Raw genomic sequence first — 21567 nt, 5'->3', positions numbered from 1 at the left:
CATGAGCATCGAGACGGCAGACCGGGTACACGTCAACAACACCGCCGTCGAACTCTTCGAGAACGTCGGCACCATCGACTGGGACGACCTGCCCGCGGCGGCCGAGCTGACCCAGCGGCTGATCCGTGAGTTCGCCGCCGACAAGGCCCTGTTCCGCAAGCTGCTGTTCGCCGTCGAGCACGACCCCTATCTGTGGGCCAAGTGCGAGGAGGACGTGGTCGAGGACAAGATCGTCCTGTGGGACGACGTCGAGAAGGGCCTGCGGATCAGGCTCCGGATGTCCACCGACCACCAGCAGCAGCTCGCCCACAACCACCGCTTCTCCTTCACCAACCTGGTGCTGCGCGGCACCTATCTGCACCGCAACTACGTGGCGCGGGGCGGCTTCGACGAGAACACCCTGCCGGACGACGTACGGCCCGTGATGCTGCACCAGGACCGGGCCGGCGAGTGCTTCACCATCCACCACAACGCCCTGCACTCCACCCCGTTCACGGAGCTGGGCACCATCTCCCTCGTGCTGCGCGGCAACCCGGTCAAGGACAGGGCGCCGGTCATGTTCAAGGAGGCCCGGGGCCGCGAGGAGGCCCTGCGGCAGCTGCACGGCGACCAGGACGGCGGGCAGCGCGGTGAGCTGTCCGAGGTGGAGCCGGAGGCCGCGGAGGTCGGCACCATGTTCTGGCGGGTCGGCGAGGACCGCGAGTCCGCCGAGCGCCGCGCCGAGCGCCAGATGACCAAGGAGAAGTACCACTACTGGTGCCGCCGGCTGGAAGAGCTGGGGATCATCTGAATGTCCATCCGACGGCTCACACCCGGGCGGGCGGACCTGCGCTACGGCATCATCGGCCCCGGCACCCACGCACGGGAGAACCTGCTGCCCGCCTTGTCGGCGCTCGACGGCGCCCGGCTCACCGCCGTGGCCGCCCGCAGGCCCGACGCCGCCGCGGAGGCCGCCCGGCGCTGGGGCGCGGATCTGTGGACCGACGACTGGACGGACCTGGTCGACGGCGAGGGCGCGGACGGGATCGACGCCCTCGTCGTCGCGGGCTCCCCGCAACTGCACGCCGACGTCCTGCGGCGGGCCCTGCCCCGTGGCATCAGCGTCTTCGTCGAGAAGCCGCCGGCCCCCGACACCGAGACGCTGCGCAAGCTGGTTGTCGACGAACGCGACGCCCCACCCGGGACGGTGGCGTTCGTCGGCTTCAACTTCCCTTACGGGCAGTCCTACCGGAAGCTCCGCGACACCCTGCGCGCCCACGGCACCCTGCGCACCGTCGACGTCCGCATGGTCTCCGCCAAGCCCACGTCCCCGGTGTGGGGCTGCGCCACGGTGGAGGACAGCCTGCTCCAGGGACTCGGCACCCATGCCGTCGACCTGGCGCTGCGTGAACTCGGCAGCCCGGACCGGGTCACCGCCCGGCGCGCCGACATCGACGACCGCCGCCGAGCGATCCGGATCCTCCTGGAGTACGGCGACGGACGGCTGGCCACCCTGCTGATCGGCAACTACTCCAACCGCCTGGAGTACCGGTGCGAGCTGGTCACCGACCAGTCGGTCGTCGGAGTGCTCGACCACTTCAACACCCTGACCCTCAGCCGCCCGTCGAGCGCACCCGGCGCGGGTGTCCTCGACGGCAAGGAGATCCTGCGCCACGAATGGCCGGGCCGTCGCGGTGGCTACGGCCGCACCGGCTACTCCACCGAGCTGGAGTCCTTCCACGACAGCATCCGGCACGCCGGGCCCAGCGACTCGCCCCTGTCGGCGTGCCTGGAGGTCTACCGCGTCCTCGACGAGGTGCGGCAGCAGACGGGAGCCCGCCCGTGAACGCCGTATCCACCTCCCTGAAGGGCCGTACCGCGCTCGTCACCGGCGGCGGCAGCGGTATCGGCCGGGCCGTCGCCGAGACGCTCGCCGCGCTGGGCGCCCGGGTCGCGGTCAACCGCCCGCCCGGCGCCGGACGCGACGAGGACACCGGGGAACTGCCTCAGGGCTGCTTCGCGGTGGAGGCCGACGTACGCGACCGACGGCAGGTCGCCGCCATGTTCGAGGAGGTCGGCCGGCGCTTCGAGCGGCTCGACATCCTCGTCAACAACGCCGGCGTCTTCCCCCGGGCGCAGGTCCTGGACCTCGACGAGGCGCTGTGGGACCTGGTCCTCGACACCAACCTCAAGGGCGCGTTCTTCTGCGCCCAGGAAGCGGCCGCGATGATGATCCCGCGGGGCGGCGGACGCATCGTGAACGTCTCCTCCAGCGCCGCCTTCACCGGCTCGCCCAGGGGAGCGCACTACGCCGCGAGCAAGGCCGGACTCGTCGCCCTCGGCAAGTCGCTGGCCCGCGCCCTCGCCGTGCACGGCATCACCGTGAACACCGTCGCCCCCGGCGTGACCAGGACCGCCCAACCCGGCCTGGACGAGGAGGGTTTCCTCGCCGAGGGGCGGAAGATCCCCCTGGGCCGGGTGGCCGCCGGCCAGGACGTGGCGAACGCGGTGGCCTTCCTCGTCGGCGACCTCGGCGAGTATCTGACCGGCCAGACGCTCGGCGTCAACGGAGGCGCGGTGATGGTGCCGTGAGCCCGACCGCCGACTCGGTGCTCCAGGAGCTCACCGAGCGATCCGGCCCGCCCCTGTCACGGGTGCAGGCCAAGATCTCCCCGGTGCTGCACCCCTGGCTGTGCCGGTTCATCTCGCTGTCCCCGTACGTGGTGATGGCGAGCGGCGACGGACGGGGCCGCTGCGACGCCTCACCGAGGGGCGGCGCCCCGGGTTTCGTACGGGTGCTCGACGAGCGGACGCTGTTCATCCCCGAGGAGTCCGGCAACCGGCTGCTGCAGACCCTGCGGAATCTGACGGAGAGCCCGGGAGTCGGCCTGCTCTTCCTCATCCCCGGCATGCCGGAGACGGCCCGGGTCAACGGCCGCGCCGAACCGGTCACCTGCGACGACCCGCGCTGGTCCACCCTCCCGCTCGCCGACGACGAGCGCGAGCGGCTGCGCTGGGGGTCGCTCGTGCATGTCGAGGAGGCCTACTACCACTGCGGCAGGGCGAGCCGTTTCGCCGGACTGTGGGACGTCGAACGGATCAACCGCAACCAGTCGGACCCGCCGCTCAGCAAGCGGCCGGCCGTGGCAGCAGGAGGAGAGACGGATGTGCGGCACAGTGGGCCTGTTCATGGGGTGCTCGGCCGTGAGCCTGTGCCCCAAGCAGGCCCTGCTCGACCAGCGGGCTGAGCCGGCCGCGGAGGACGAGTACGTCAGCCCGTTCCGCAACTGGCACGCGCGGGCCACCGTACGCGTCGCCCGGCGCCGTGAGCTGACCCCTCTCGAGGACGGACAGGGCTTCTTCGCCCCGGAGTTGGTGCCGCTGGCCTCCCATCCGCTGATCGCGGCCCTGCGCGAGGAACGGCCGGACGTCTACCGCGATGTGATCGTGCGGCATCTGTACCGCTATCTCGACTTCACCGCGAAGCTGGAGCACCTCGTCGTCAACCGGACGGTGCTCGGCATCGCACACGGCACCATCGGGGTCCGGGTGCCCGAGGCCATGCGCCTCGACGCCTTCAAGATCTACTGCGACGAGGCGTACCACGCGCTGTTCTCGGCGGACCTCGCCGGACAGGTGCGCGAGCTGACCGAGGTCAGCGCCGAGCTGCCGCGGGTGCCGTACTTCATCACCCGGCTGGAACGCTTCCTTGAGGAGACCCCGGACGACCTGGCGCCGCTCACCGAGATCCTCTTCGTCATCGTGTCGGAGACCCTCATCACGGCCCAGCTGTCGGACCTGTGGAACGACCCCGACGTGGCCCCGGCGGTACGGGAGACCGTCCGGGACCACGCCATGGACGAGGGCCGCCACCACGCCTATTTCGCGATTTTCCTGCGTCATCTCTGGGGGCAGCTGACCCCCGCCACCCGAAGACGCGCGGCACTTCGGATACCCCGGCTGATCCGTATTTTCACGGACCCCGACGTGCCGTCGATAGAGAAAGAGATCACCGGCTACGGATTCTCCCTCGACGAGGCGAAACGCATCGTGGCCGAGCTGTTTCCCGACCCGGCCGTCGCGGCGTACGCGAAAAGCGTCGCCCGGCAGACGGTCCGGCATTTCGAGTCGGTCGGGGCACTGGACGACAGACAGGTGAGCGAGGAATTCGCGTCGCACGGGCTGCTGTGAGACAGCGGAAATACAACGGACAGAAGGACATGCCGATGGTGCAGACGATCACCACCGAGGACGGCCCGCGCCTCCTCGGTCAACTCCGGGAGCAGGGACTGCTCCCGGACCGGTACCGGTGCGTGTACGCGGCCGGCTCCCTGGTGCGGGGCTGGGGCAACGAGACCAGCGACCTCGACCTCTATGTGGTCACGGATGAGCCGTTCACCTCGGACGGTGTGGTCGACCACCATCCCGTCGCCCTGGCGCCGGACCGGATCCCGGTGGCGGTGCCCGCCCTGGACGACCGGCGCGGGGACGTCGAGTACTGGCAGACGGACCAGTACGAGCAGCTGATGGAGAAGATCTCCTGGGAGGCGTACCGCAGCGAGCGGGACGTCGGCGCCACGGTGAGCCAGTTCGAGCGGGACTGTCTGGTCAAGCTCGGGCACGCCATCGCCCTCGACGGAGCCGGCTGGCTCACGGAACGGCAGCGCCTGCTGCGGGAGTCCGCCTTCGGCCGGACCATCGCCGCGCACAGCCTCGACCTCGCGGACACCTTCGCCGAGGACGCCCTGGGCCAGCTCGGCTCCGGCGACGCCGAGAGCGCGCTGCTCACCGCGAAGCTGGCCTTCGGATACGCGGCCGACGCACTGCTCGCCCATCACGGCGAGTTCGGCACCACCGCCAAGTGGCGGTCCAGGAAGTACCGGGCCGCCGCCCCGAAGGTGCTGCCCTTCGACGGCTACTGGGCGATCGAGACGATGCGCGACTACGACCCCGCCGACCCGGGCCGCTGGATCGAGGACGTCATCGGCTGGGTCCGGCGCATCTCGATGGAGGCGGAGGTCTGATGGCGAAGGACATCGGGGCGAACAGTGTGATCCGGCACTGTCTGGAGGTCCGTATCAGGTCGTCCCAGGGGGCGATCCTGCTCGCCCGCTACGACCAGGCCTACGAGCTGCCCGAGGTGGCGGCGTTCATCTGGCGGCGCGTCAACGGCACCGACCGGGTCGAGGACATCGCCGGCTCGGTCGCCGAGCACTACGGCATCGACGCCGGCACGGCACTCGACGACACCGTGGAAATGCTGGAATGGCTTCTCGAGGAGAAGCTGGTGAAAACCGCCTCCTGAATTAATGGGCAGGGGCCCGATAAAGCCGTTCGCGTATATCGCGGACGGCTTGGAGGTGTTTCCCTGAATTGTTTTTCCAGGTGTTTTCGAGAATTCTCCTGCGGGGCTTGCGGGGAGCTGAAAAGCCCTCCTAATATCGGTGCAGCACGCCGGACCGGGGAAGCCGGGCGGCGGTATTCATCAATGAATGAGGTGCATGGGTATGAAGCAGTACAACAAGCCCGAGGCCAAGAAGATCGACTTCGGTCGCGTCATGATGGTGGTCCGCTAACCACAAGCGGACCAAGGGCGCCTCTCCTTTATTTCTGCGAGGGGCGCCCTTCCCCTTTTCATCAAGAAAGGAATCGGAGCATGTGCGGACTCGGCGGTGTGGCCCGCATCGACGGGCAGGACCTCGGCATCGACGCCGACACGATCCTGACGACCATGGCGCGCACGCTGGCGCACCGGGGCCCGGACGCCGAGGAACTCCTGCGGCAGGGCCCGGTCGGCATGGCGTTCACCCGGCTGTCCCTGGTGGACCCGGAGAACGGCGGACAGCCCCTCTACAGCGAGGACAGGTCGGTCGTCCTCATCGCCAACGGCGAGGTCTACAACCACCGGGAACTGGCGGCCACGCTGCCGGCCGGAACCCGGATGCGCACCGGCTCCGACTGCGAGGTGCTGGTGCACCTCTACCAGCACAAGGGCCTCGACTTCCTGGACGACGTACGCGGCATGTTCGGCCTCGTCCTGTGGGACCGGCGCCGCAACGTACTGCTCCTGGCCCGCGACCACTTCGGCGTCAAGCCCCTCTACTTCACCCGCGACGACCGGCGCATCGCCTTCGCCTCCGAGATCAAGGCACTCTTCGCCGACCCGGCCACGCCCCGCCGCGTCGACTGGGACCGCGCACTGGTCAACCCCCTGATGACGTCGGCGCCCTCGCTGGACCTGACGCCGCCCGCCACCTACTTCGAGGGCGTGGAGTCCGTACCGGCCGCCACCATCCTGGAGATCGACCTGCGCGACGGCGCGACCCGGCGCCACAGCTACTGGCAACTGCCCGACTTCGACGGCGACTCCACCCGCACCGACGAGGAGTTCGTCGCGGAGTTCCGGGAGATCCTCGCCGACTCGGTACGCGCCTGCGCCACCGCGGATGTGTCCATCGGCCTGTTCCTCAGCGGCGGCGTGGACTCGGCGGCCGTCGCGGCCCTCGCCACGGACACCACCGAGCTGCAGACCTTCTCCGTGCTGAGCGGCTCGACCGTGATCAACGGCGACGCCGAGCACGCCCGGATCGTGGCCGACAAACTCGGCGTGGCCAACCACCAGATCCGCTTCGACGCGGCCCAGGCACCCAGCGCCGAGGAGTGGAAGCGGCTGCTGTGGCTCACCGAGATGCCCACCTGCAGCCCGGAGCAGTACTACAAGCACGAACTCCACCGCTACGTCCGTGCCGAGCACCCGGAGATCAAGGGCATGCTGCTGGGCGCGGCGGCCGACGAATTCTGCGGCGGCTACTCCAGCACCCTCGCCGGGGACGGCGGCTGGCAGGGCTTCGAGGCTGGCCTCGCCGGCATGGCCCGGCGCGGACTGCTGGAGGACGGCCGGCCCAAGCTCGGCGCCTGGTGGGAGGGCACTGAGGGCGGGCTGCTGACCGACGCCGCCCTCGACCACGGCAGGAGCCTGCTCGCCCGCGACCCGTACGCCGCGTTCGTGAGGGCGAAGATGCGCGACGTCGAGCAGTTCAACTGCTGGCAGGAGGACCGTACGGCGGCCGGCAGCGGCACCGAGGCCCGCGTACCGTTCCTGGACCGGCGGCTGGTCGAGCTGGTCGCGTCGATCCCGGCGGCCCGGCGCGAGCGCCTGCTGTGGGACAAGGCCATCATCCGCGAGGCGGTCGCCGACCTGCTGCCGCCCGAGGTGGTTCACCGCCCCAAGGTCCCCTTCTTCTACGGCGAGGGCATCCAGCACACCCACCGGCCCTTCATCGAGATGCTCACCCGCGACGGCTCCGCCCTGGTCGAGGAGGCCCTCGCCACCGAACGCGGACGGACCATGCTGGACGCCGACCGGGTGCGGGCCCTGCTGGGCCGGCTGGCCGAGGCACCGCTGTCCGCCCATGTGGAGCGGCTCATACCGCTGCTCAACCTGTGTCTGCTCGACGCGATGGTCGCCGAACTCCCGCCGCCGCTGGTCGACTCCGCGGCCCTGCTCCCCGCGCCCCGCCCCGTCGACCGCTTCACCGACTGGCAGGCGGAGGCCCCCCGGATCGAGACGCTGGTCTTCGCCCCGTCCCGCTGGACGGCCGCCAGCGTGCTCACCCTGGCCGACCATGTCGCGCTCCTCAAGGACACCGCGGGCACCCCGTACCTGGCCGTCGACGGCTCCCTCGCCTACGAGCTGGAGGACGGCGGCGAGTGGACGGCCCTGCTGCACGCGCTCGACGGCACCCGCACGCTCGCCGAGGTGTGCGCCGACTCGGGCAGCGCCCCCGAGTCCTTCCGGCAGCTGCTCGACGACTGCCTCGACCTCGGCCTGCTGCGCCTGGCCCCCACCGAGTGAGACGGGAACGCTTCCGATGACCACCGACCTGGCGATCGAGGCCGAGAACCTGGCCCGCTCCTACCGCACACGCACCGGCTGGCTCCGGCCCCAGCGCAAGACGATCGAGGCCGTCCGCGGCGTCCATCTCGCCGTCGGCCGGGGCGAACTGTTCGGTCTGCTCGGCCCGAACGGCGCCGGCAAGACCACCACCATCAAGATGCTGAACACCCTGCTGCTGCCCACCTCGGGCACCGCCCGCATCCTCGGCTACGACGTGGCGCGCGACGCCCTGGAGGTGCGCAGGCGCATCGGCTACGTCTTCGGCGGCGACCGGGGCCTGTACGAGCGGCTCTCCGCCCTGGACAACCTCCGCTACTTCGCGGAGCTGTACGGCGTCGAGCCGCGCGAGCAACTGCCCCGTATCCAGGAACTCCTCGAAACCGTGGGGCTCAGCGGCCGCGAGAAGGAGCGAGTCGAGGGCTACTCGCGCGGCATGCGGCAGAAGCTGCACATCGCGCGCGGACTGCTGCACCGGCCGCAGGTGCTGTTCCTGGACGAGCCGTCGATCGGCGTGGACCCCGCGGCGGCCCGCGAACTGCGCCGCGTGGTCGCCGATCTCGTCGCGGGCGGTACGACGGTCCTGCTCACCACGCACTACATGGCCGAGGCCGACGAACTGTGCGACCGCATCGCCGTCATCGCCTCGGGCACCCTGCGCGCCGAGGGCACCCCGGCCGAACTCAAGGACCGGGTGCGCAAACTCGACGTCCTGGAGGTGGAGGTGCACGACGCGGTCGGGCCGGAACACCTCCAACGCCTGAGGGACACCGCAGGCATCGAGCAGGCCACGGTCGAGACCAGCGGCACCGTCGACGTGGTCACCGTCCACGCCCGCCCGTCCCACGGCACCCACGCCGCCGTCCTCGCCGCCCTCGCGGACCTGCGCACCGGCAAGGTGACCACGCGCGAGCCCACGCTGGAGGACGCCTACCTCTCCATCATCAACGGCACGACGACGGGGAGCGCGTGATGGCCCTCCCCACCCGGCGCGACGTACACCGCTTCTGGCGGCTGATGGCGGTCGGCGTACGCACCCACGTCCTGTACCTCTCCCGCTCCGGCCTGGAACTGGTCATGGCGGTGTTCGCGCCGATCGTCTTCGCGACACTCGCCGTGTACCTCTTCCGCGCCGGTGACCAGCCGGACCGGCTGCTCCAGGCCGCGGTCGGCGCCGGCCTCATGGGCGTATGGTCCGCGGTCCTGTTCGGCGGCGGCGGTGCCATCCAGGAGCAGCGCTGGATGGGCACCCTGGAGACCCTGGTGGCGGCGCCGACCCGGCTCTCCCTCGTCCTCCTGCCGATCACCTTCGCGACCGCCGTGGTCGGCATGTACTCACTGATCGCCACGGTGGCGTGGGGCGTCGTACTGTTCGGCATCCCCCTCACACCCGCCTCACCACTCCTCTTCGTCCCCGCGATGCTGGTGTGCGTGGTGGCCCTCGGCATGATGGGCCTGCTCATGGCCGCCACCTTCGTGCTGCTGCGCAACGCCAACTCCCTGGCCAACGGCCTCGAATACCCGGTGTGGATGTTCTCCGGCGTCCTCGTCTCCACTGCGACCCTGCCCGAGTGGACCCGCCCGATCACCTGGGCACTCCCGACGAGCTGGGCGGCCCGCGCGGTACAGGCCGCGACAGGCGGCGGAGAAGTCGTCTGGCCCTCGGCAGTGGCCCTCGGACTGGGCCTGGCCTATGTGGCACTGGCCCTGGTGGCCCTGGTCTGGGTGGAACGCCGTGCCAGGGGCACGGGAACGCTGGCACTCACCTGAGCGCAGGATTTTGGAGAACCCGAGGCGATGATGACCACTGTTTCCCATGCTTCCCGTGCTTCCCGCGCCCTGCGCCTGGCCTTCCACGGAGGGGGCCTTTCCTACCGCGCCCTGTTCAACTGGACGACACCACCCATGTTCATCGGCACGCTGCTCGTGGGCCCGCTGTTCCAGATCTTCTTCTTCGTCCACGTCGGACGCAGCCTGCACGTGGCCGACGACCGCTTCTACCTCCTCGGCAACGCGGTCCTGGCGACCAGCATGCCCTGTGTCTACGGCGCGATCATGGCCGTGGCGAACGAGCGAAGGTTCGGCACCCTGGGCGCGGTACTGCTCAGCCCGCGTTCCCGGGGCCTGATCTGGGGCGGCCGAGTACTGCCGTACGCCGTCAACGGCCTGGCCGTGATGACCTTCATGATGCTCGTGGGCGCACTGGTACTGGGCCTGACGCTGCCACCGAGTACGTTGCTCGGCCTGGCCCAGGTGTTCGTGGTGGCCGCGATGTCATGCGCCCTGTTCGGCCTGGCACTGGGCGCGCTGGCGGTACGCATCCGAGACGTGTACGTCATTTCAAACGCCGCCTTCACCCTGCTGATCCTCTTCAGCGGCGCCAATCTGCCACCGGAGTCCATGCCCGGCTGGATGAACGCGATCGGATCCTTCCTCCCCCTCCACCACGCGATCGAGGCACTACGGGCCCTCTTCGCCGGCGCGTCGTTCGGCGAGGTCTGGTCGGCGCTGGTGCTTGAGGTGGCGGTCGCCCTCGGGTACGCGGCGCTGGCGTACGGACTGCTCCGGTTCTTCGAGTGGCGGAGCCGGGCGAACGCGGCGTTGGACGTGATGTGAGCGCGAGAGTTGGGTTATTGCCAAGAACCATCAAGGCTTGCCAATAGCCATTGCCAGGATGGTCAATGTTTGCCAGGGTTGCCCCGGTGTGGAATCATGCGGAGGAAGGCCACCTGACCCAGTTCGCTCACCTTGGCCGACCTGCGAACCTTCCGCACAGAGGTGCAATTTGCTCGAGCAGCCGGCATTCGGCAAGCGCCTGCGCCAGATGAGGCAGCACCGGGGCGTCTCCCAGGTCGAGCTCACCGGACCGGGGATGTCGGCCGCCTATCTGTCGAGGCTGGAATCCGGGAACCGCAGGCCCACCGACCGGGCCGTGGCCTACCTGGCGGAGCGGCTCGGGGTGCCGCCGGAGGCGTTCGAGGACGACCGGCCGGAGGACAGCCTGATCGACCTCGTCGCGAACGTCGCCGCGATGCCGGAGCGCGACCTCGACGCCGAGACGGGCCGGCTCCTCACCGAGAGCCTCGCGGCGGCCGGCGACGCCGACCCGCTGACCCGCTGGCACGCGCTCACCCAACTCGCCCGGGTCTACGAGGTACTGGGCCACTTCCGGGAGGAGCACGAGGCGCTGGTACGGCTCAACGCCCTCAGCGAGGAACTGGGCCGCGCCGCGTTGCAGGTGCGCGCCCGGCTGAGGCTCGCCCGCTGCGCCCGCGACCTCGGCGACGCGAAGGCCGCCAGGGACGCGATCACCGAGGTGTTCCGCCTCCGCGAGGAGCGCCACACCAGGATCTCCGCCGCCGACTTGGTCCGCAGCAAACTCCTGCTGGTGTCGGTCCAGGCCGAACTGGGCGACCTCGCGGAGGCCGCGCGACTGGCGGGCGAGGTCTGCGAGTCCCTCCAGGGCGCGACCGGAGTGCTCGCCGCCGAGGCCCTGTGGAGCGCCGCCACCGTCGCCGCCCGGCAGGGCAATCACGCCCGGGCGATGGAGCGCCTGCTGGAGGCCAGGGCCGCCATCGACAGCCGCGACGACCTGAAGCTCTGGATCCGCCTCCGCCTGGCCGGCGCCTCCCTCTCCCTGGAGGCCACGCCGCCCCGAGTCACGGACGCCGAGTCCTTCCTGTCGGAGGCCGAGCCCGCACTGAAACTCATCGGCACCCCCCGCCACCTCCAGGAACTCCTCTTCCTACAAGCGAAGCTCGCCTTCCACCAGGGAGACCTGGGCCGAGCCACAGACCTCCTCACCAACGGCGCCCCCGGCAGACAACTCCTCTCCTACCGAGACCAGATCCGCTACGACGTCCTCCACGGCCTCCTCGCCCTACGCACCGGCAACCGCGACGCCCTCCACGACCTCAGGGAGATCGCGGCGCGGGTGCAGGCGGGGAACATGCCGGACCTGGCGGCGGAGGTTTGGCGGACGGTGGCGGAGAACTCGATGTGACGGGATGGAGCCGTAGAACCGTAGAGTCCCAAGGCTCCACCGAGGCGATCACACGCGGTCGGGCTTCTTCGCCGCCTTCGTCATCCACGACTGGCAGACCCAACGGGCCAGCCCGCCCACGGCGAGGGACACGAGAACGGCCCCCCAGTCGATGACATGAGGCAGTCCGGGAAAGAAGGCGAAGAAGCCCAGTGTGACGACGAGACCCGCGAGGAACGCGGCGATCCCTGCCCGACGGCGCCGGGTTCCCCACGCCTGGTCCGATTGCTGTTGTCCCTGCTGCTGCTCGGCCATGAATCGACTCACTTCGTGATGTGGTGGCACTGACTCACGCGCCGCACTCCGTTGACGTGGAGGTGGGCGCACGCCTTGCCATAACGAGGCAGCTTCTGGGGAGAGTTGTTCCGCATCGGGTCGATCTTGCACTCACTGTGCGTCCGGCCGCGCGAGGTGCGGTAGTTCCTGTTGTTGGTGTCGGCGTAGGTGAAGTCGATGCGCCAGTTGCAGAATCCGCTGCTGAGCGCTCCGACGAAGGCACAGTCGACACCGGCGTTCTGGTAAGTGATCTTTCTGCCGCTTCCACGAATGATGTGCGTGAACGTACAGCCGGTCGGCACCTTCATGGTCACCCCGCCCACGCTGTATTCGAAGGTGCGCACGGGCGTCGACCCGATCGCGGTGGCGTGCGCGCCCGCCGGGGTGGTGAGCACGAGCGCTCCTGCGGCGGCCAGAGCCGTGGTGAGGCGCGTGACGTATTGCATGACCAAGACGGTCCCCCTCTGGTGATCTTCTGATGAGCACCTGGGACAACCGCGCACCGTGGCGCCCGGATATGCGGGATGTCAGCCAATCCACTGCTATGAGTGATCAAGGAGACGACAAGCTGACCAGCCCAAACAGGTGCAGACAGGGAGTTCCGGGCCAATACCGCCCATGAAGCCCGTGAATCCGCGGCCTCACAGGACCGAACACAGCGCCGATCTTCAAAACGTCCGCACAGCCCAAGCCACGGCAGAACCCCACTCATGCTCAAGCAGGAGTACGAGCAGGGGCACCGGTCCCGAGAGGCGCGCTTCACCGGCCTCATGGAACTCCATAGGCGTTGTCACACAGTTGGGCACTCACCGACCCAGGACGTGATGTCGTAGGGGTCGGCTAGCTTGCACGGATGACTGACTTGGATCCGCTCGTGCCGGCACTTACCGGCCTGCTCGTTGACGTCGTTCGGTGGCTGGAGAGCTGTGGGGACGAGGAGGTGGATCCCGACTCCGCTGTGAAGACGATGGAGAGCGTGGGCGGGGTACTGCTGCAACTGCCCTCAGACCAGCGCGAACGGCTCCTGCAAGCACTCGCAGGCTTGGCCGAGGCGGAGGAAGATCCTGCGCGGCGGGAGTTCCTGGAGTCGTTCCCCTTTGCCATCGGCTTGGTCGGGGACGAAGAGAACTGAATACGTCAGCGGACGGCGGTGCAGTTCCGCCACAACTGATCACCGGCCGCCGGGTTGGTCACCGGTCCGCGTCCCAGGTCGTAGCCGTCAGTGGCCGATGAGAACGGCAGCGATACCGACGAAGGCGAGGAAGTGCTCGGGCTTTCGTTCGTAGCGGTGGTGAAGTCGTCGGCAGCCGGCCAGCCAGGACACTGTGCGCTCGACCACCCAGCTGTGTCGGCCCGGGTGCTGTGAGGAGTCGATCCCTTTGCGGCCGATGCGGTGACAGAGACCGCGTCCGCGCAGCCATCTCCGCAGGTGGTCGTGGTCGTAGCTCTTGTCGGCATGCAGCTTGGCCGGGCGGCGGCGAGGTCCGCGGCGGGAGCGGATAGGAGGGATGCCGCGCACGAGCGGCTGCAGCCCGAGGCTGTCATGTGCGTTGGAGGCGGAGATCCCCAAGGAAAGGGGCAGTCCGTTGCGGTCGGTGGTGGGTCGATGAGCAGTTGCCGGACCTGAGAGGCGGCTCGAAGCCGCCGGGGGATCTACCTGAGCTCTCCGACGCCGACTGATCCATCCTCTGGCGAAAGACTTCGACCCGTACTCGACATGGCGACCCGCAGAAACCCGGTGAAGTCGGACGGCTTCGGAGTCCTCCCACGTTCGGCAGGGGAGTGCCTAGGCTTTGTCGCGTTCCGTGAAACCCGCCCGAACAGCAAAAACGCCCTCCCGAAGGAGGGCGGAGACTGGGCGCCCCCGGCAGGACTCGAACCTGCGGCCAAGCGCTTAGAAGGCGCCTGCTCTATCCACTGAGCTACGGGGGCCGGTCGTGTTGGCCTCTGTCGTGGGGTCCGGGTGTGGGCGGATCCGTGACGTTGCCGGGGACAAGGATAGGGCTCCCGCATCCGTGTCCCTGTTGCTTCGCCTCCGTGCCTCGATGTGGAGGTTCGGTGAAGCGGTCCTGATAATCGCAGGCAGGTACGAATCGTGCACCGCTTTTGGCCTCTCGCGACCCGGGTGTTGTGCACTCGTTATGCCTGGACTGTGCCTGTGTCCCAGTCGCCCCTTCCGTCCCTTGTGTCCTATCGGCGCGCAGACATGCTCATATGCTTCAGAATTCCCCTAAAATTGGGCATTCTTCGCATGTGGTGACCTTGGACGTACGGCCTCAGTTGCTCGACGCACTTTCCGCCCTGCGCGACCGTGTCGCGGCCGCACGCTTCCCGCTGCCCCTGGCGGGGGCGCCACGCGCGCGTGCCAACCGCGATGAACTCCTCGCGCAGCTCGACGACTATTTGGTGCCCCGCCTCAAAGAGCCCGAAGCGCCACTGCTGGCCGTGGTGGGAGGATCCACCGGCGCCGGCAAGTCGACGCTCGTCAACTCTCTGGTGGGCCGGCGCGTGACGGAGGCGGGCGTACTGCGGCCGACCACGCGCAACCCGGTGCTGGTCTGCCACCCGGAGGACCATCACTGGTTCAGCGGGATGCGCGTCCTGCCCGACCTCACGCGCGTGTGGGTACCCGAACACGACCCGGGCGAGGAGCTGATGCTGCCCGGTGAGGACGCCTCGCGCGTGCTGCGGATCGAGACCGCCGACACCCTGCCGGCCGGGCTCGCCCTCCTCGACGCGCCCGACATCGACTCCCTCGTCGAGGACAACCGTGCCCTCGCGGCCCAGCTGATCTGCGCGGCCGACATCTGGATCATGGTCACCACGGCGGCCCGTTACGCCGACGCCGTCCCCTGGCATCTGCTGCGCACCGCCAAGGAGTACGACGCCACCCTCGTGACCGTCCTGGACCGGGTTCCCCATCAGGTCGTCTCCGACGTATCGAGGCAGTACGGGGCGCTCCTCACCAAGGCCGGCCTCGGTGAGGTACCCCGTTTCACCGTGCCCGAGCTGCCCGAGTCCGCCTGGGGCGGCGGACTGCTGCCGGCCACCGCCGTGGCCTCGCTGCGCAGCTGGCTCACCCATCAGGCCCAGGACCCGGCGGCCCGCGACCACTCCATGGCCCGTACCGCCTACGGCCTCCTCGACTCCCTCAAGGCCCGCCTGCCCGAGCTCGCCGCCGCCTCCGCCGCCCAGTACGCGGCCGCGCTACGGCTCACCTCCGCCGTGGACGGCGCCTACGACAGCGAGTACGCACGCGTGCGTGGCCGCCTCCAGGCCGGCGCCGTACTCGCCGGTGACGCCCTCAAGCGCTGGCGTGCCTTCCCGCTCGACTGCTCCGCCGGTGAGCTCCTCGATTCGCTGGTGGAGAGCCTGAGCACGCTCCTGCTGTGCGCCGTCACCGCCGCCGATGAGCGCGTCGACGACGTCTGGCGGCGCGAACCCGCCTCGGCCGCGCCCGAGCTGACGGTCCGTGAACCGAAGCCCGCCGGCGTCGAGCACCGCATCGGCGTGGCCGTACGGCGCTGGCGGCGCGAGCTGGAGGAGTACGCCGAGGACGAGGTGAGCTACCTCGACCGCAGCGTCGCCCCGGACCCCGAGGTCGTCACCGCCCTCGTCGCCACCGCCCTGCTGGGCGCCCGCCGGGCGCGGAACGCGGGGGAGGGGCTCGCCGAGCGGATCGGGGCGCACGGGGCGCTGCGACTGCGCGACCGCGCGGGGCGGCTGCTCAACGAGCACCTCGACCGGGTCATGCACAACGAACGCGAGCGACGGCTCGCCCCGCTCGATGCCCTGGAGGTCCACCCGGATCCCCAGGCCGAACTCATCGCCGCGCTGTCCGTACTGCAGAAGGAGAGGTGACCGGTGACCGCCGTCACTGACCAGGACCACACCGAACACGCCGATCAGCAGCAGGAGGACCGCGCCACCAAGGACGACGACCGCGTGAACGACATCCCTGCGGAGCGCACCTCCGCCAACGGCTTTCCCTCGGACGACGCTCGCACCACCGGCGAGCAGCGCGGCGAGAGCGAGGACTTCGTGGCCGACGACGAGCCGGAGAAGCGCAAGCTCTGGCGAAAGCTGGCCAAGTGGGAGGGTCGCGTGACCGACGGCCACGCACGCGTGGAGGCCGACCACGACACGCCCGCGCATGGCTCCGCCCCCGACTCGGCCGACAGCCGTCCGGGCGACACCGACGGGGTCCCGCGCGCGAGCGTCCCCGACCCCGGCGGCCGCAAGGCCGACCACGACCATCGCCATGACCACGACACGCCCGCGCGGGGCAGCGTCCCCAGCGTCCCCAAGGAGAGCGACGGCGCACCCCGCCGCACGGAGGCCTCTCCCCGCAGGGAACCCCCGCCTCGTATGGAAACCACACCTCGCAAGGAAGCCCCACCTCGCAAGGCGTCCCCGTCCCCCCGCCCGGATCCCACCGCCCCCTCCGACGCCGAACCCACCACCCCCTGGGACGACGGCCTGATCGCGCGGCGGGTGAACGAAGGCGCCCCCCTGGAGCCGCCCGCCGCCGTCGAGCCCCGCGCCTCCACCGGTGCGCAGGTCGTGACGCCGCTCGCCTACGACGGGGCGCTGCGGTCGCGGCTCGACGCGCTGCGTGAACTCGTCGGCCTCTCGCGCACCCGGCTCGACAACAAGACGCTCGGCGAGGCGGGCCGGGTGCTCGACGAGGCGGCGGCGCGGCGCAGGCTCTCCGGGCAGCACACGGTCGTCGCCATCGCCGGCGCCACGGGCAGCGGCAAGTCGCAGCTGTTCAACGCGCTCGCCGGCGTGACCATCTCGGAGACGGGCGTACGACGGCCCACCACGGCCTCGCCCCTCGCGTGCAGTTGGAGCGACGGCGCGGCCGGCCTCATCGACCGGCTCGGCATCCCGCCCCGGCTGCGGCGCCGCCCCGCGCAGAACTCGGTCGCCGACGGGCAGCTGCGCGGGCTCGTCCTGGTCGATCTGCCCGACCACGACTCGGCGGCCGTACAGCATCGTGAACAGGTCGACCGCGTACTGGCGCTCGTCGACGCGGTCATCTGGGTCGTCGACCCCGAGAAGTACGCCGACGCCGTTCTGCACGAGCGCTATCTGCGGCCCATGGCGGGCCACGCCGAGATCATGTTCGTCGTCCTCAACCAGACCGACCGGCTGCCCGGGGAGGCCACCGACCAGGTCCTCGACGACCTTCGGCGGCTGCTCGACGAGGACGGCATCGCCCTGGGCGAGCACGGTGAACCGGGCGCGGTCGTGCTCGCGCTGTCCGCGCTCACCGGGGACGGGGTCGGTGATCTGCGGGAGGCGCTCGGGGAGTTCGTGGCCGAACGCGGGGCCGCGGCGCGCCGGATCTCGGCCGATGTGGACGCCGCCGGGATGGGGCTGCGGCCCGTGTACGCGGCCCGTAAGCGGACCGGGCTAAGCGAGGAGGCGCGGGACGAGTTCTCCGCCCGGCTCGCGGACGCCATCGGCGCCACCGCCGCGGGCGAGGCCGCCGAGCGGGCCTGGCTGCGCAACGCCGGACGCGCGTGCGGGACGCCGTGGCTGCGGCTGTATCGCTGGTACCAGGATCGCAGCGAACCACCGACGGGACGGCTGTCCCTGCGGGCCCAGACCGACGAGGAGGCCACCGCGCGCCAGCGCGTCGAGCAGGCGGTGCGCACGGTCGCGGATCGTGCGTCGGCCGGGCTGCCGTCGCCGTGGGCGCAGGCGGTGCGCGAGGCGGCCGTACGGGGAGCCCAGGGGCTGCCCGAGGCGCTGGACGAGATGGCCGCGCGGGCCGGACTTCCGCCGGGGCGCCCGCCACGGCCGGGCTGGTGGCCGGCGGCCGTACTGGTGCAGGCCGCCATGACGATCCTTCAGATCGTGGGCGGGCTGTGGCTGGTGGCGCAGATCGTCGGGGTCATGGAGCCCAACCTGGGCGTGCCGGTGCTGCTGATGGTGGCCGGAATCGCGGGCGGCCCGCTCGTCGAGTGGAGCTGCCGGATGGCGGCACGGGGGCCGGCCCGGCGGTACGGCCTGGACGCGGAACGGCGACTGCGGGAGGCGGCGGCCGGCTGCGGGCGGGCCCGGGTACTGGATCCGGTCGCGGCGGAGCTGCTGCGCTACCGGGAGGTTCGGGAGCAGTACGGGCGGGTGATGGGGGTGGGGGCCACTCGGAGATGAGCGGAGATCAGCGGGGGTGAGCGAGGTCGACGCCCGGACGAGTGACGGAGATATCCACAGGCGGGCGGTCGTCCACAGGGCTCAGCGGGCTCGGCTCGATGGAGGCAGTCTGGCTTCGCGGCGATCGCGACGGACGTGACGGACGGACTAACAAACCGACGTGATGGACGAGACGCACGCGGTCGGCCGCTGTGACGGCGGCGCACCAGGACATACGGACGTGGTGCGCCGTCGTCAGCCGGACGCAGCCGTACGGGACGGGCCCGTACGCGTATCCGCCCGCCGGGACAGGCCGGGCGGCGAGGGAGGGGTTAGAGATGAACGAGACGATCATCTGCGCGGTGGGCAATGTGGCGACACAGCCGGTGTACCGGGAGCTGACGACGGGGCCGTCCGCCCGTTTCCGGCTGGCGGTGACCTCGCGCTATCTGGACCGCGGGAAGAACGAGTGGACCGACGGCCACACCAACTTCTTCACGGTGTGGGCCAATCGCCAGCTCGCGACGAACGCCGCCGCGTCGCTGAACGTCGGCGATCCGGTCGTGGTGCAGGGCAGGCTCAAGGTGCGCTCGGACGTACGGGAGGGGCAGAGCTGGACCTCCGCCGACATCGACGCGCTGGCCATCGGCCACGATCTCGCGCGCGGCACTTCGGCGTTCCGCCGCGCGACCAGGCCGGAAGCGGGCACAACGGGGAACATCGGCGCACCGGGGACCGCCACCTCACCCCCGCGACCCGAACCCGACTGGGAGACACCACCGGCCGACACCGTCGACGTCGGCGACGCCCCCGCCCAACAGGCCCAGGAACCAATGGCGGTGACGTGACGTCAGTCACCGCCCGACCCTGACCGAACTGCGGCTTATCGACGAATGCGCACCGAACGACCCCGGTGGATTTGTCGATAAGCCCTGCTCGCAAGGGATCTTGGCGATAACGATTCCGAGTCGGATCGGCCCCTCGAACGGGATCCCAGGGAAGCGTGGTGCGCCGCGTCCCTAGGATGCCGGACATAGCTCTCGGGACTCTCGGGGCTCTCGGGGCCCTTCGGACCTCGAAGATTCTGCTGGTGGGACCGTACCCCCACGTCAACGGGTCCTGCTCGAAGGGGAATTCTGTGTTTGCTGCGTTCTCAGCGCTGTCGGCGCGCGGACGAGGGGCGGCCCGCCTCGCCGCCGCGACCCTGGCGTCCGGGCTCGTCACCGCCACGGTGCTGGCCGGCACCGCGGTGGCCGCGCCCGCGGCCGACGCGGCAGTGCCGAGTCAGGGCGGCGCGACCGCCACGATAGGTGGCCTCAAGACGTACGGCGCCGCGGTCGTCCACGCCGACTCAGGCGACCAGGAGCTCTCGGCCGGCCTGTTCGAGATGTCCGTCGACGGCGGCGGCATGCTGCAGACGTACTGCGTCGACATCCACAACCCCACGCAGCGCGACGCCAAGTACCACGAGACGCCCTGGAGCGGCACCTCGCTCGGCGCCAACAAGAACGCCGGCCGGATCCGCTGGATCCTGCAGAACTCCTACCCGCAGGTGAACGACCTCGCGGCGCTGGCCGGGAAGGCGGGCTTCAAGGGCGGCCTCACCGAGCAGGACGCGGCGGCCGGCACCCAGGTGGCCATCTGGCGCTACTCGGACGGCGTCAAGGTCGACGCCGCCGACCCGCAGGCCGAGAAGCTCGCGGACTACCTGGAGAAGAGCGCCCAGGACGTGGCCGAGCCCGAGGCGTCGCTGAAGCTGGACCCGCCCGCGGTCTCCGGACACGCCGGTGAGCGGCTCGGACCGGTGACGGTCCACACCAACGCGGACACCGTGACACTGACCCCGCCCGCGGACGCCGCCACCAGCGGGGTGCGGATCGTGGACAAGGACGGCAAGGCCGTCACGACCGCGGCGGACGGCGGCCAGGTCTTCTTCGAGGTGCCCGAGGACGCGACGGACGGCCAGGCCGAACTGACCGTGCAGGCCTCCACCACCGTGCCGGTGGGGCGGGCCTTCGCCGCCGAGAGCCGCAGCCAGACGCAGATCCTGGCCGGCTCCAGCGAGTCGACCGTCTCGGCGACGGCGAGCGCGAGCTGGGCGGAGACCGGTGCGATACCGGCGCTGTCCGCGGTGGAGAACTGCGACAAGGGCGGTGTCGACATCACCGCGGCCAACAAGGGCGACGCGCCCTTCACCTTCGAGCTGCTCGGCATCGAGTACAGCATCCCGGCGGGCGCCTCGCGCACGGTGACGGTCCCGCTCCAGGAGGACCAGGCCTACGACTTCACCATCGAGGGGCCGGATGGCTTCGAGAAGCGGTTCGCCGGTGTGCTGGACTGCATGACGCAGGTGGGCGAGGCCGAGGCGGCGGGCACCGTGACCCAGACCGTCAGTGAGCCGAGCCCCGCCACGGTCGGTTCGGCGTCCGACGACACCAACCTCGCGGCGACCGGCGGCTCCAGCGTGACCCCCCTGATCGCGGGCACGGCCATCGGCCTGGTCGTGATCGGCGGCGCGGCCCTGCTCTACGTACGGAAGAAGGAAGCGGCGAGCCAGGACTGACCCCGGCGCCCCGGCCGGCCGGCCCCGTCGAGGACCTCGCCCGACGCCCCGCGCCACGCCGCCAGGCCCGAGCCCCGGCAAGACACCGGTCAGGGGCCGACCCCACTCTCGCGGGTCGGCCCCTGACCGGTTCCGGAAACCTCTGGGGGTCGGTATCGGCCTGTAGCCCGGTCGGCGCGGCTGGTCAGGCTCCGGTGCGTTGTCATCGGCGGAACAACCCAAGAACCGCGTGCTGCGGCCCGTACTCCACCGGTGGGTTTCGCCTGGGCACCGGTCCGCACCCGTCCCACGCCGTCAGTCACGGCGTGGGACATGGCCAGAGGCCCCGTGCCAAGGTGCGGCTCAGAAGGCGCTGTTGTCGCAGCCCATCGTCGAGCCGATGTGGGTGTCCTGCGCGCCCGTGTTGCCCTCGCCGTTGAGCGCGTTGCCGAGGGCGCCGTTGAGGATGCCGACCTGGCCGAGGACATCGACGTTCAGGTCGTGCGACTTGCAGTTCGAGCTCTGCAGCACGCTGACCTTGTCCCCGCCCTTGCCGCCGTGCCCGTCGAGGCCCTGGGCGGTGGCGGTGCCGGCGCTCATGAGACCGACGCTGCCAAGGGCGACGACTACTACCGCAGCCTTGTGGAGCTTGTGCATGTCATCTCCGATGGAGTGAGGTGAGTGCGATCC

Annotated in this window: 20 protein-coding genes, 1 tRNA gene and 1 pseudogene; 17 read left to right on the top strand and 5 right to left on the bottom strand. The window is 70.4% G+C overall.

Annotation, left to right across the window (positions count from 1 at the left end; genetic code table 11):
- Position 1: 1 nt before the first annotated feature.
- From IE325_RS08090 to IE325_RS08035, 12 genes are all read left to right on the top strand, one after another.
- Positions 2-790, top strand: a complete 789-nt coding sequence (locus IE325_RS08090) for a hypothetical protein (protein WP_190069027.1) — start codon at positions 2-4, stop codon at positions 788-790.
- On the top strand, positions 791-1825 hold the full coding sequence (locus IE325_RS08085) for a Gfo/Idh/MocA family protein (RefSeq protein WP_190069026.1): 1035 nt from the start codon (positions 791-793) through the stop codon (positions 1823-1825). It abuts the gene before it with no gap.
- Positions 1822-2571, top strand: coding sequence for an SDR family NAD(P)-dependent oxidoreductase (locus IE325_RS08080; protein ID WP_190069025.1), 750 nt, complete (start codon positions 1822-1824; stop codon positions 2569-2571). Before IE325_RS08085 ends, IE325_RS08080 begins: the two co-directional genes overlap by 4 nt.
- The gene (locus IE325_RS08075) at positions 2568-3227 is read left to right on the top strand and encodes a pyridoxamine 5'-phosphate oxidase family protein (protein WP_190069024.1); all 660 of its coding nucleotides are present in this window, start codon (positions 2568-2570) and stop codon (positions 3225-3227) included. The genes IE325_RS08080 and IE325_RS08075 overlap by 4 nt, the downstream gene beginning before the upstream one ends.
- Positions 3145-4170 (top strand): diiron oxygenase, encoded by a 1026-nt coding sequence (locus tag IE325_RS08070; RefSeq protein ID WP_190069023.1) that lies wholly within the window; start codon positions 3145-3147, stop codon positions 4168-4170. Before IE325_RS08075 ends, IE325_RS08070 begins: the two co-directional genes overlap by 83 nt.
- 35 nt (positions 4171-4205) lie before the next feature.
- On the top strand, positions 4206-5003 hold the full coding sequence (locus IE325_RS08065; RefSeq protein WP_190069022.1) for a hypothetical protein: 798 nt from the start codon (positions 4206-4208) through the stop codon (positions 5001-5003).
- Positions 5003-5284, top strand: coding sequence for a PqqD family protein (locus tag IE325_RS08060; RefSeq protein ID WP_190069021.1), 282 nt, complete (start codon positions 5003-5005; stop codon positions 5282-5284). Before IE325_RS08065 ends, IE325_RS08060 begins: the two co-directional genes overlap by 1 nt.
- Positions 5285-5635: 351 nt before the next feature.
- Complete coding sequence (gene asnB / locus IE325_RS08055; RefSeq protein ID WP_190069020.1) at positions 5636-7834, top strand: asparagine synthase (glutamine-hydrolyzing); 2199 nt, start codon at positions 5636-5638, stop codon at positions 7832-7834.
- A gap of 16 nt (positions 7835-7850) precedes the next feature.
- Positions 7851-8846, top strand: a complete 996-nt coding sequence (locus IE325_RS08050) for an ABC transporter ATP-binding protein (RefSeq protein WP_190069019.1) — start codon at positions 7851-7853, stop codon at positions 8844-8846.
- Positions 8846-9643, top strand: a complete 798-nt coding sequence (locus tag IE325_RS08045; protein ID WP_190069018.1) for an ABC transporter permease — start codon at positions 8846-8848, stop codon at positions 9641-9643. The genes IE325_RS08050 and IE325_RS08045 overlap by 1 nt, the downstream gene beginning before the upstream one ends.
- Positions 9644-9670: 27 nt before the next feature.
- A complete protein-coding gene (locus tag IE325_RS08040; protein WP_229911706.1) occupies positions 9671-10489 on the top strand; it encodes an ABC transporter permease in 819 nt (272 codons plus the stop codon).
- 169 nt (positions 10490-10658) lie between these two features.
- Complete coding sequence (locus IE325_RS08035; RefSeq protein WP_190069017.1) at positions 10659-11876, top strand: helix-turn-helix domain-containing protein; 1218 nt, start codon at positions 10659-10661, stop codon at positions 11874-11876.
- Positions 11877-11924: 48 nt separating this feature from the next.
- Here IE325_RS08035 and IE325_RS08030 read toward each other — a convergent pair whose 3' ends face one another.
- Both IE325_RS08030 and IE325_RS08025 read right to left on the bottom strand, forming a co-directional pair.
- On the bottom strand, positions 11925-12170 hold the full coding sequence (locus IE325_RS08030) for a hypothetical protein (protein WP_190069016.1): 246 nt from the start codon (positions 12168-12170) through the stop codon (positions 11925-11927).
- An 8-nt stretch (positions 12171-12178) separates the two neighbouring features.
- Positions 12179-12637 (bottom strand): hypothetical protein, encoded by a 459-nt coding sequence (locus IE325_RS08025; protein ID WP_190069015.1) that lies wholly within the window; start codon positions 12635-12637, stop codon positions 12179-12181.
- 407 nt (positions 12638-13044) lie between these two features.
- Between IE325_RS08025 and IE325_RS08020 the strand changes: the two genes are divergently transcribed.
- On the top strand, positions 13045-13323 hold the full coding sequence (locus tag IE325_RS08020; protein WP_190069014.1) for a hypothetical protein: 279 nt from the start codon (positions 13045-13047) through the stop codon (positions 13321-13323).
- An 87-nt stretch (positions 13324-13410) separates the two neighbouring features.
- On the opposite strand, the pseudogene IE325_RS45995 reads toward IE325_RS08020, so the two are convergent.
- Positions 13411-13884, bottom strand: a pseudogene (locus IE325_RS45995) (transposase); the annotation flags it as partial.
- A gap of 166 nt (positions 13885-14050) precedes the next feature.
- Positions 14051-14123, bottom strand: a tRNA-Arg gene (locus IE325_RS08010).
- A 321-nt stretch (positions 14124-14444) separates the two neighbouring features.
- On the opposite strand from IE325_RS08010, the gene IE325_RS08005 reads away from it, so the two are divergent.
- The 4 genes from IE325_RS08005 (at position 14445) to IE325_RS07990 (ending at position 20898) form a co-directional block, all read left to right on the top strand.
- Entirely contained in the window at positions 14445-16052 is a 1608-nt protein-coding gene (locus IE325_RS08005) for a dynamin family protein (RefSeq protein WP_190069013.1), read from the top strand.
- Positions 16053-16559: 507 nt separating this feature from the next.
- Positions 16560-18356 (top strand): GTPase, encoded by a 1797-nt coding sequence (locus IE325_RS08000; RefSeq protein WP_373315133.1) that lies wholly within the window; start codon positions 16560-16562, stop codon positions 18354-18356.
- A gap of 317 nt (positions 18357-18673) precedes the next feature.
- A complete protein-coding gene (locus IE325_RS07995; protein WP_190069011.1) occupies positions 18674-19183 on the top strand; it encodes a single-stranded DNA-binding protein in 510 nt (169 codons plus the stop codon).
- A 290-nt stretch (positions 19184-19473) separates the two neighbouring features.
- A complete protein-coding gene (locus IE325_RS07990; protein ID WP_190069010.1) occupies positions 19474-20898 on the top strand; it encodes a Cys-Gln thioester bond-forming surface protein in 1425 nt (474 codons plus the stop codon).
- 342 nt (positions 20899-21240) lie between these two features.
- Here IE325_RS07990 and IE325_RS07985 read toward each other — a convergent pair whose 3' ends face one another.
- Complete coding sequence (locus IE325_RS07985; RefSeq protein ID WP_190069009.1) at positions 21241-21534, bottom strand: hypothetical protein; 294 nt, start codon at positions 21532-21534, stop codon at positions 21241-21243.
- Positions 21535-21567: the final 33 nt, after the last annotated feature.

Source organism: Streptomyces lanatus, assembly GCF_014655715.1.
Classification (GTDB): Bacteria; Actinomycetota; Actinomycetes; order Streptomycetales; family Streptomycetaceae; genus Streptomyces; species Streptomyces lanatus.
Note: the sequence above shows the minus strand (reverse complement) of the source record. Positions and strands in the feature narration are given on the sequence as shown.